The organism is Aestuariivirga sp., assembly GCF_020252395.1.
Taxonomy (GTDB): domain Bacteria; phylum Pseudomonadota; class Alphaproteobacteria; order Rhizobiales; family Aestuariivirgaceae; genus Aestuariivirga.
The window spans coordinates 34,355-44,364 of the sequence record NZ_JADCDB010000026.1; the positions used below are offsets into that span (position 1 = coordinate 34,355).

10 protein-coding genes and 1 pseudogene are annotated in these 10,010 nt (G+C 65.9%); 10 read left to right on the plus strand and 1 reads right to left on the minus strand.

The annotated features are described in order from the left end of the window. From tdh to IOC82_RS12345, 10 genes are all read left to right on the plus strand, one after another. On the plus strand, positions 1 to 1,032 hold the full coding sequence (tdh, locus tag IOC82_RS12300; protein ID WP_290546488.1) for an L-threonine 3-dehydrogenase: 1,032 nt from the start codon (positions 1 to 3) through the stop codon (positions 1,030 to 1,032). A gap of 174 nt (positions 1,033 to 1,206) precedes the next feature. Next, on the plus strand, positions 1,207 to 2,211 hold the full coding sequence (corA, locus tag IOC82_RS12305) for a magnesium/cobalt transporter CorA (protein ID WP_290546489.1): 1,005 nt from the start codon (positions 1,207 to 1,209) through the stop codon (positions 2,209 to 2,211). Then, positions 2,211 to 2,594: a fluoride efflux transporter CrcB gene (crcB, locus tag IOC82_RS12310; RefSeq protein WP_290546490.1), complete on the plus strand. Its 384-nt coding sequence runs from the start codon at positions 2,211 to 2,213 to the stop codon at positions 2,592 to 2,594. The genes corA and crcB overlap by 1 nt, the downstream gene beginning before the upstream one ends. Continuing rightward, positions 2,591 to 3,577 (plus strand): RluA family pseudouridine synthase, encoded by a 987-nt coding sequence (locus tag IOC82_RS12315; protein ID WP_290546491.1) that lies wholly within the window; start codon positions 2,591 to 2,593, stop codon positions 3,575 to 3,577. Before crcB ends, IOC82_RS12315 begins: the two co-directional genes overlap by 4 nt. A 1-nt stretch (position 3,578) precedes the next feature. After that, complete coding sequence (locus tag IOC82_RS12320) at positions 3,579 to 4,274, plus strand: ATP12 family chaperone protein (protein ID WP_290546492.1); 696 nt, start codon at positions 3,579 to 3,581, stop codon at positions 4,272 to 4,274. A 76-nt stretch (positions 4,275 to 4,350) separates the two neighbouring features. Next, a complete protein-coding gene (locus IOC82_RS12325) occupies positions 4,351 to 5,883 on the plus strand; it encodes an acyl-CoA carboxylase subunit beta (RefSeq protein WP_290546493.1) in 1,533 nt (510 codons plus the stop codon). Between the two features lie 116 nt (positions 5,884 to 5,999). Then, on the plus strand, positions 6,000 to 6,275 hold the full coding sequence (locus IOC82_RS12330; RefSeq protein WP_290546494.1) for a hypothetical protein: 276 nt from the start codon (positions 6,000 to 6,002) through the stop codon (positions 6,273 to 6,275). A gap of 65 nt (positions 6,276 to 6,340) precedes the next feature. Continuing rightward, complete coding sequence (locus tag IOC82_RS12335) at positions 6,341 to 7,156, plus strand: hypothetical protein (RefSeq protein WP_290546495.1); 816 nt, start codon at positions 6,341 to 6,343, stop codon at positions 7,154 to 7,156. A gap of 12 nt (positions 7,157 to 7,168) precedes the next feature. Beyond that, on the plus strand, positions 7,169 to 8,485 hold the full coding sequence (locus IOC82_RS12340; RefSeq protein WP_290546496.1) for a hypothetical protein: 1,317 nt from the start codon (positions 7,169 to 7,171) through the stop codon (positions 8,483 to 8,485). A gap of 42 nt (positions 8,486 to 8,527) precedes the next feature. Beyond that, positions 8,528 to 9,787, plus strand: coding sequence for an MgtC/SapB family protein (locus IOC82_RS12345; protein ID WP_290546497.1), 1,260 nt, complete (start codon positions 8,528 to 8,530; stop codon positions 9,785 to 9,787). A gap of 2 nt (positions 9,788 to 9,789) precedes the next feature. Here the strand turns inward: IOC82_RS12345 and IOC82_RS12350 are convergent. Next, a pseudogene (locus IOC82_RS12350) lies at positions 9,790 to 10,010 on the minus strand (transposase); the annotation flags it as partial.

Here is a 10,010-nt window from a genome sequence, read left to right on the forward strand (position 1 = left end):
ATGCGGGCACTGGTGAAGGCCGAACGCGCCGAAGGCCTCGTGATGCGGGACGAGCCCGTGCCGCGGATCGGGCCGGACGACATCCTCATCAAGGTGGCGAAGACCGGCATCTGCGGCACCGACCTCCACATCTGGAAATGGGACGACTGGGCGCAGAAAACGATCCCCGTGCCGATGGTCGTGGGGCACGAATTCGCAGGGGTCGTGACCGATGTCGGAAGCCACGTGCGCACCGTGAAGGTGGGCGACCGCGTCTCGGGCGAGGGCCATCTGATCGGCATGAAGAGCCGCATGGCGAGGGCCGGGCATTTCCACCTCGACCCCGAGACCAAGGGCATCGGCGTCAACCTGCCGGGCGCCTTCGCGGACTATCTCAAGATCCCGGCCTTCAACGCCATCCATCTGCCTCCGGAAGTCGATGACGAGATCGGCGCCATTCTCGATCCGCTGGGCAACGCGGTGCACACGGCCCTGTCCTTCGATCTCGTGGGCGAGGACGTGCTGATCACCGGCGCGGGGCCGATCGGCATCATGGCCGCCGCCGTCTGCCGCCACGTGGGCGCGCGCCATGTGGTGGTCACCGACATCAACGACTACCGCCTCGACCTCTGCAACCGGGTGACGGACGCGGTGACGGTGAATGTTTCGCGTGAAGATCTCCCGGACGTCATGCACCGCCTGCGCATGAGCGAGGGCTTCGACATCGGGCTTGAGATGTCAGGCGCGCCCAAGGCCTTCGACCAGATGGTGGACCGCATGATCATGGGCGGCAAGATCGCCATGCTCGGCATTCCCTCGGGCCCGACGACGGTCGACTGGAACCGCGTGATCTTCAAGTCGCTCACCATCAAGGGCATCTATGGCCGCGAGATGTTCGAGACCTGGTACAAGATGATCGCCATGCTGCAATCGGGCCTCGACTTGCGGAAGGTCATCACCCACCGCATGAAGGCCGCGGACTATGCGCAGGGCTTCGCCCTGATGAAGCAGGGAAGCTGCGGCAAGGTGGTTCTGGACTGGGGTTCCCCGTAGCGCCGTCATCGCGGCGAAAGCCGGGACCCTGCTTTCCCTAGGCTCCAAAGGCCAAAGCTGGGCCCTGGCTTTCGCCAGGGTGACGGCATGCAGGGGTCCACCTTGCCATTCCCCGCCATGAGGGTTACGGAGGGGGCTCCGTACCCCCGTAACCCAGGTCTCCGAGTTCACCCCATGATGACTGTGTATGGCACGGCCAATGGCTGCCTGACCGAGTTCCCGGCCGATCCGCCGGACCTGCCGCCGGATGCCGTGTGGATCGACCTGGTGGAGCCGACGGCCAACGAGGAATCGAAGGTCGAGGGCGTGCTGGGGATCGACATCCCGACGCGCGAGGAGCTGGCCGAGATCGAGGCGTCCTCGCGCCTCTACCAGGAGGACGGGGCGGTGTTCATGACCGCGAACCTGATCCGCCGCGGCGAGAATGACGAGCCGGAATCCTCCCCCGTCACCTTCATCGTCAAGGACAACACGCTCATCACCGTGCGCTATCACCACCCGCAGGCCTTTCCGGCCTATGTGAAGCGGGCGATGAAGTCGCAGTCCGCCTCGATGAGCGGCTGGGGCATTCTGATTTCGCTCTTGGAAGCGGTGGTCGACCGCGCCGCCGACCACCTGGAGCGCGCCGGTCAGATCGTGGACGAAACATCGAAGAAGACCTTCGGCGCCAAGCGCACGCTGGCCGGCACCCACAAGCAGAACCCGAGAAAGGGCGTCAATCTGCAGGAGCTGATCGAGAACATCGGCGAGGAGGGCGACTTCGTCTCCAAGATGCGCGAGAGCCTGGTTTCCATTGGCCGGGCGGTGGCCTTCATGCAGGCTATCGCCGACCAGCAGTCCGACAAGAAACAGGCCAAGGAGAATGTGGGCCGCATCAAGATCCTGCAGCGCGACATCGTGTCCTTGACCGACCATGCCACCTTCCTCTCCGGCAAGATCAGCTTCCTGCTCGACGCCGTGCTGGGGCTCATCTCGATCGAGCAGAACGGCATCATCAAGATCTTCTCGGTGGCGGCCGTGGTCTTCCTGCCGCCCACGCTGGTGGCCTCGATCTATGGCATGAACTTCGCCTTCATGCCGGAGCTGCAATGGCAGCTCGGCTATCCGCTGGCCATCGGGCTGATGGTGATGTCCGCTGTGCTGCCCTACTATTATTTCAAAGGCAAAGGCTGGCTGTGATGCCGGTGGTGCTGTGGGTGGCACTTGGCGGCGCCATCGGCTCGGCGGCGCGCTATGGCGTCAATGTCTGGTCGGGGCGCATGTTCGGCGCGGAATTTCCCTGGCATACGCTGATCGTCAACATTCTGGGCTGCTTCATCATGGGTGTGCTGACCGCGATGATGGCGCTGAAGCTGAACATGGGGCAGGAGGCGCGCGCCTTCCTCACCACCGGCATTCTCGGCGGCTTCACCACCTTTTCCGCCTTCGCGCTGGATTTCGCCTATCTGGTGGAGAGGAAGCAGCTCGCCGCGGCCGGCGGCTATGCGCTGGCCTCCGTCGTCATCTCGCTCCTCGCCGTCTTCGCCGGCTTGGCCCTCATCCGCGCGCTTTACGCGGCATGAGCGAGGTCAAGCGGCACGTGGTCTCGGCGGAAGAGGCCGGGATGCGGCTCGACCGCTGGTTCAAGATCCATTTCCCGCAGGTGACCTTCGCCTATCTCAACAAGCTCACCCGCACCGGCCAGGTGCGGGTGGGAGGCGCCCGGGCCAGGACCAACACCAGGCTCGAGGCCGGGCAGGAAATCCGCGTGCCGCCCCTGGCCTTCGACACGCGCCCGGCGGATGCGCCCAGGGGTGACGTGAAGCCGTTCACTGCGCAGGAACGCAGGCTGTTCGACTCCATGGTGCTCTACGAGGACAAGGACCTCTTCGTCCTCAACAAGCCGAGCGGATTCGCGGTGCAGGGCGGCGCCAAGACGCATCATCACCTCGACGGCTTGCTGATGGGGCTTGGCGCGGAGTTGGGCGAGCGGCCGTTGCTCGTCCACCGGCTGGACCGCGACACCTCGGGCGTCATCGTCATCGCCAGGCGCCGGTCGATTGCCGCGGCACTCGGCAAGCTCTTCGCCACGCGCGCGGTGAAGAAGACCTATTGGGCCGTGGTGAAGGGGGTCCCTGAGCCGCCGCAGGGGCGGATCGAGGTGGCCCTCATCAAGGCCAAGGGGCCGGAGGGCGACCGGATGCGCGCCTCGCGCGAAGGCGAGGAGGAGGATGAGCAGCGCGCGGTCACCTTCTACAACGTGCTCGACCGCACGCCGCCGGTGGCGGCCTGGGTGTCCTTGAAGCCCGTCACCGGCCGCCAGCACCAGCTCCGTGCCCATATGGCCCATATCGGCACGCCGATCTGGGGGGACGAAAAATATGGCGGGCTCCAGGGCCTGCCGGATGGCATGGACAGGAAGCTTCACCTCCACGCCCGGCGCATCGTCTTCCCGCACCCTCGCGAGGGAACGGTCGATATCTCCGCGCCGCTGCCCGAACATTTCCTGAAGACCTTCAAGCTCCTCGATTATGACGCCGGGCGCTTCGCGGAGGGGCAGGCGTGACATGACGACCCGCCGCCGCTTCTACAAGGACGTGACCGTCACTGGGGATCTCGGCATCGCACTCGATGGCCGCCCGGTGAAGACCCCGATCAAGGCGCCGTTGCGGCTGCCCACCCGGGCGCTCGCCGAGGCGGTGGCCACCGAATGGGCGGAGCAGGGCGGCGAGATGAAGCCCGCCACCATGTACCTGACGAAGCTCGCCAACACTGCCATCGACCGGGTGGGCGCGCACCGCGCGGCCATTCTGCAGGAGCTGCTGGACTATGCCAACTCGGACCTCGTCTGCTACCGCGCCGACCGGCCGCCGCAGCTCGTCGAGCGCCAGGCCAGGGCCTGGGATCCCATCGTCGACTGGGCGCGCACCGATCTCGATGCGCCCTTCGAGGTCACCGGCGGCATCCTCCACCGCCCGCAGCCCGAAGCGGCACGCGCCGCCTTCGGCGAGGCGGTGAAGCCGCTCACCGACTTCGAATTGGCCGCCTTCCACTCGGTCATGACGCTGACCGGCTCGGCCCTGATCGCCATGATGCTGGCCCGCCGGGCGACGGTTCCCGAGGCTGCTTGGATCGCCGCCCATGTCGACGAGGACTACCAGATCGAGCATTGGGGCCATGATGCCGAGGCCCAGGCGCGGCGGGCGGCCCGGTTTACCGAATTCATGGCCTGCTGCCGGTTCATGGCGCTCTCCCGCCCATAGCCTTAAGGCTGATTTGACGGCTTGGACCAAGGGCCTTAACACATGGGAAAGACAGATATTTCCCGGAGTGTGGCCCATGCAGGAGATCCTCGAGAAGCTTGAAGCCCGCCGTGTGCAGGCCAGGGCCGGTGGCGGGGAAAAGCGCGTGGCCGCGCAGCATGCCAAGGGCAAGCTGGCGGCGCGGGAGCGGATCGCGCTGCTCCTCGACGAAGGCTCCTTCGAGGAGTTCGATATGTTCGTCGAACACCGCTGCACCGATTTCGGCATGGAAGACCAGAAGCTGCCGGGCGATGGCGTGGTGACGGGCTGGGGCACGGTCAATGGCCGGGTGGTCTATGTCTTCGCCAAGGACTTCACCGTGTTCGGCGGCTCGCTGTCGGAGGCGCACGCCCGCAAGATCACCAAGATCCAGGACATGGCGCTGCAGAACCGCGCGCCCATCATCGGCCTGTTCGACGCCGGTGGCGCGCGCATCCAGGAAGGTGTCAACGCGCTCGGCGGCTATGGCGAGGTATTCCAGCGCAACGTGATGGCCTCGGGCGTCATCCCGCAGATTTCCGTCATCATGGGCCCCTGCGCGGGCGGCGACGTCTATTCGCCGGCCATGACGGATTTCATCTTCATGGTGCGCGATACGAGCTATATGTTCGTCACCGGGCCTGACGTGGTGAAGACCGTGACCAACGAGACGGTGACCGCCGAAGAGCTCGGCGGCGCCTCCGTCCACACCACCAAGTCTTCCATTGCAGACAAGGCCTTCGAGAACGACGTCGAGGCCCTGCTTCAGATGCGGCGGCTCATCGACTTCCTGCCATCCTCCAACACCTCGCCCCTTCCCGAATTGCCGAGCTTCGATGCCGCGGACCGCATCGACCCCTCGCTCGACACGCTGATCCCCGCCAATCCGAACCAGCCCTATGACATGAAGGAGCTGATCCTGAAGGCCGTGGACGAGGGCGACTTCTTCGAGATCCAGGAGGCGCATGCGAGGAACATCATCACCGGCCTCGCCCGCATCAACGGCCGCACCGTGGGCATTGTGGCGAACCAGCCGATGGTGCTGGCAGGCGTGCTCGACAGCGACGCGGGCCGCAAGGGCGGCCGCTTCGTGCGCTTCTGCGACTGTTTCAACATCCCCATCGTGACGCTGGTCGATGTGCCCGGTTTCCTGCCTGGCACGGCGCAGGAATATGGCGGCCTCATCAAGCACGGCGCCAAGCTGCTCTTCGCCTATGCCGAGGCCACCGTCCCCAAGATCACCGTCATCACGCGGAAGGCCTATGGCGGCGCCTATGTCGTCATGGCGTCGAAGCACCTGCGGGGCGACGTGAACTATGCCTGGCCCACCGCCGAGATCGCGGTGATGGGCTCCAAGGGCGCGGCCGAGATCATCTACCGCTCGGAACTCTCCGACCCGGCGAAGATCCAGGCCCGCATCAAGGACTATGAGCAGCGCTTCGCCAATCCCTTCGTTGCCGCCGAGCGCGGTTTCCTCGACGAGGTGATCATGCCGCACTCGACAAGGAAGCGCATTGCGCGCGCGCTCAACATGCTGCGCGGCAAGGAATTGCAGAACCCCTGGAAGAAGCACGACAATATTCCGCTGTGATTCCGGCTTGACGCAATGTCACAATGCGCTCATTCTTTAGCTTGATGAAGCGGGTATCCGTTTGGGCGCAGCGTGCATCGTAATCGTGCCTTTCACTGCCCAACAAGAGGTGGTCCATGGCTGTCGAACAACTCAATATCAGGCCTTTGTTCCGCGCGACCGAAGTGCCCTGTGACGGGCAGGTCGGAGACGTGCTGATCGTAACGCCGCTGTCCGAGAAGGACATCGATCCGGACAAGCCCGGCAATGTGCAGGTTTTCATCTGCACCCGCGCGTCCAATGCCGAGACAGGGCCAGCCATTTGGTCGCGCCTGCGCTTCGATGGCTATACCACCTGCAAGAGCCCCTTGCCCAACCCGGTTAAGGATATACCCGTGCTGAGGGGCGGTTGACGCGGTGCAGCCCCGCCGGCCCAAGACGTGCAGCCCCATAACGCGCCGATTACCGGAGGATGGCCATGGCCAAGCTGACGATCAGGACTGACACCCAGGAAATAGCGATCAATGCCGTCTCGGACGGACCCGGCCTAGTGGCCGAAACATCGTCGGCGGCGATGGACCCTGCCATCTCTGGCGTGGCCAGCAATCCCGGGGGCGGCGGTGCCGGGCTTATCGGGCAGACCTTCGGCAGCGGCGCGGGCGTGGTCGGCCTCGGCAACGACAGGGGCCTCGGCGGCTTCTTCCAGAGTGTCACGCGCGGGGCGTTGGTTTGCGAAACGCGGTCCGCGGTGGAAGCCGCTGCGGCGGTGTTCCAGAAGAATCCGGCCGGCGTCTCTGCTTTGCATGTCGAACATATCACGGATGGCACGGCCGCCTTCTTCAAGGGCAATGTGATCGTCACCGGCGATGTGTCGTTTCCCGGCGCCGATTGTGCCGAGGAGTTCGTTATTGCCGATGCAGCCCCGGCCGAGCCCGGCAGCGTGATGGTGATGGCGGCGGACGGCCGCCTGCTGCCGTGCACCGAGGCCTATGACCGTGCCGTGGCCGGCGTGGTGGCGGGGGCGGGGGACCTGCGTCCGGGCATCGTCATGGGGCGCGATCCGGCCGACACCCGGCGGCGCTCGCCGATAGCGCTGGTCGGGCGCACCTTCTGCAAGGTCGATGCGGCTTATGGCGCAATCGCCACGGGGGACCTGCTCACCTCCTCGGCCACGCCGGGCCATGCGATGAAAGCTGCCGACCCCGCGCGGGCCTTCGGCGCCGTCATCGGCAAGGCCATGGCCCCGCACGCCGCGGGCACGGGCCTCATTCCGATACTTGTCGCGCTGCAGTGAAGGCTCTGTGCCATGCGCAATGTCCGGGCCTTCGTCAAACGCAGCGGCAATTCCAGCCTGCGGGGCTATTTCGGTTCGGATGCGGTGGACTTCGACCCGCGCAGCCTCAGCCTGCGCCAGAACATCCGGAAGGACCTGGCCAAACGCGTCTATGACCTTGCCTCCGGCGCCACCGGCGACGACGAGGAGGACGAGATCCGGGATCTCATGGCGGGGGCGGACAATTCCTATGAGCTGATCCGCATGATGCAGGCGATCGGCGGCTGGCCGGGGCTGGACGACGAACTGCCCGAAAGCCACCTCGACGATGTCGCGCAGGGTCTCGTGCGTGTACTGGACCAGCGCGACTATGCGCCCTATCGCCTGGGGCGGCGTCACCTTGCCGTGCTCGACTACAACGCGCCGCCCACGCTGGACCAATGCTTCCGCAACTTCCTGCTGGCGTGGCCCGCGCCGTTCCGCGGCGATGAAATCGACTTGATCCTGGCTGACAAGCAGCGCCTGCTGAAGGATGTGACGCGGGCCGCCCTTCGTGAGCGCGTGGTTATGGCGGGCGCTGCCGCCATCGATCCCGCAACGGTTACGCAGTATGCCGGGGCCGGCCTGCACCGCGGGGGCGAACTGGTGGCGCTGATGCATGAGACCCGATACACGCTGCGCATTTGCTCGGCCTTGGCCCGCCTCGATTACTTCCCGCTCTATGACGTTATCCTTGACATGGCGCGGCCGCTGCCAATGACCAATGCACAGCGCATCGCATGCCGGGACACATGCGTGCGGCTGCAGCCGGAATTCGCCGCCGCGGCGCGGCTGGTCGCGCTTGCTGGCAGCGGCGAGGCCAAGGCCACCGTCAACCGCTTCACCAATGCGCTGCAGGCCGCCATCGACAATTTCCCGGCCGCGGCGCCTAACCCTGGGATCCTCAATGCCATTGCGGCGGCGTTGGGCGGTGTCGCTGGCAGCATTACCGATCTGGTGACGCTGGTGTCCAATTTGCCGGAGGCGCTGCTGGGCGAGATCACTGTCGCATCCATTCTTGGCACCGACGATGACGATAAGGCCCGGCTGATCGCAAGCGAGCTCCATGCGCTTTCCCTGCTGGGGCAGGCGCCCTTCCGCATCAAGACCGCGATGATCAACGCGCTCCTCAGCGGCTCGACCGACGATGATGACGAGATCGCCATCATCCGCATCCTGGAAGAGAGCCGCGCCCTGTGCCAGGCCGAAGTCTACCAGTTGTCCACGGCGGCCACCTGGGAGTCGCTCTGGTCATCCGTGGATGGCGACGAATACGACATACTGGAAGGCGTGCTCGACGCCCCAGTCTGACAGCCCGAGACAAGGCAGCGTCGGCTGTTGTAGCATCCGCTCATGGACATCACTTCGCTTGCAACCCGCCTCGGCCTGGCCCTGGCGCTGGGCTTCGTCATCGGCCTTGAGCGCGGCTGGAAGGAACGGGGCGAGGGGGAGGGGAAGCGCGCGGCGGGGCTTCGGACCTTTTCGCTGATCGGCCTGATGGGCGGGATGTTCGGCATGCTGTCGCTGGGGGGCGACCGCATTTTGCTGGCGGCGGGTTTCGTGACGACGGGCGCGGTGATGGCCGCCTTCATCTCGCGGGAGAGCCAGCGTGAGGGCGACTACAGCGCCACGACGCTGGTGGCCGCGCTCCTCACCTTCATGCTGGGCGCCTCCGCCGTGCTGGGCGACATGAAGATCGTAGCCGGGGCGGGCGTGGTCACCGTCGGGTTGCTGGCCTACAAGACGCAGCTTCACGGCTGGATTTCCCGCATCACATGGGACGAGCTCCGCTCCGGCTTCTTGCTCGCCGCGATGACCTTCATCGCGCTCCCGCTGCTGCCCGACCGCCCCATTGATCCGTGGGGCACGCTCAACCTGCATGAGCTCTGGCTGATCACTATTCTCATCGCGGCGATCTCCTTCCTGGGATACGTCGCGGTGAAGATCGCCGGGCCCTCGCGCGGGCTCGTCATGGCGGCGGCGCTGGGCGGGCTCATCTCCTCGACAGCCGTGACGCTGACGCTGGCGGGTCTCGCGCGATCAGGCGCCGCAAGGCTGGGGCTGCTGGCGGGCAGCATCCTTGCCTCGGGGGCGGTGATGATGGCGCGCGTCCTCGTCCTTGCCGGCGTGCTGAACCTTTCGCTGGCGCTGGCGCTCGCCGTACCGCTCCTGGCGGCAGCGCTGGTCCAGGCGATTGCCGCCTGGGTGCTGATCGGCCGGGGAAAGAACGGCGGGGCGAAGGCAGAGGACCTCGCCCACAAGAACCCCTTCCTGCTCTCGCAGGTCCTGCGCTTCGGCGCGATGCTGGGTGCCGTGATGCTGGCCGCGGGCATCGCCCACAGCGTCTATGGCGGGGCGGGGCTGATGGCGGTGGCGGCCATCTCGGGCTTTGCCGACGTCGATGCCATCACCCTCTCTGTTGCCAAAATGGGTCCCGCCTCAGTGACGGGCGCTGCGGCGGTGCTGGTGGCGGCCGGCGTCAATACGCTTGCGAAGGCCGTCTATGCGGGCGTTGCTGGCGGGGTGAAGCTCGGGGCGCTTCTGTTCGGGCTGAATGCCGCCGCGCTGGCGGTGGCGGCGGCGTTTTTCCTGCTGGTTCCACCGTTGCGCTAGCAGCTGGCGCACAGCACCTTGGAGACAGCGGCCTTGATCCCCTCATGAGCATCGGAGACGACCAGCTTCACGCCTCTCAGCGCGCGCCGCGTCAGCTTGCGAAGGAAGGCGGTCCAGATGGGTTCGGCCTCCGCGGTGCCGATCTCCATACCCAGAATCTCGCGCCGTCCGTCGCTGTTGACGCCTGTAGCGATGATGACGGCGAGCGAGACGACACGCCCGC

Bases quoted from the DNA above. Each gene is read 5' to 3' on its own strand.
- tdh (WP_290546488.1), top strand. From the start codon at position 1: ATGCGGGCACTGGTGAAGGCCGAACGCGCCGAAGGCCTCGTGATGCGG.
- corA (WP_290546489.1), top strand. From the start codon at position 1,207: ATGATGACTGTGTATGGCACGGCCAATGGCTGCCTGACCGAGTTCCCG.
- crcB (WP_290546490.1), top strand. From the start codon at position 2,211: ATGCCGGTGGTGCTGTGGGTGGCACTTGGCGGCGCCATCGGCTCGGCG.
- IOC82_RS12315 (WP_290546491.1), top strand. From the start codon at position 2,591: ATGAGCGAGGTCAAGCGGCACGTGGTCTCGGCGGAAGAGGCCGGGATG.
- IOC82_RS12320 (WP_290546492.1), top strand. From the start codon at position 3,579: ATGACGACCCGCCGCCGCTTCTACAAGGACGTGACCGTCACTGGGGAT.
- IOC82_RS12325 (WP_290546493.1), top strand. From the start codon at position 4,351: ATGCAGGAGATCCTCGAGAAGCTTGAAGCCCGCCGTGTGCAGGCCAGG.
- IOC82_RS12330 (WP_290546494.1), top strand. From the start codon at position 6,000: ATGGCTGTCGAACAACTCAATATCAGGCCTTTGTTCCGCGCGACCGAA.
- IOC82_RS12335 (WP_290546495.1), top strand. From the start codon at position 6,341: ATGGCCAAGCTGACGATCAGGACTGACACCCAGGAAATAGCGATCAAT.
- IOC82_RS12340 (WP_290546496.1), top strand. From the start codon at position 7,169: ATGCGCAATGTCCGGGCCTTCGTCAAACGCAGCGGCAATTCCAGCCTG.
- IOC82_RS12345 (WP_290546497.1), top strand. From the start codon at position 8,528: ATGGACATCACTTCGCTTGCAACCCGCCTCGGCCTGGCCCTGGCGCTG.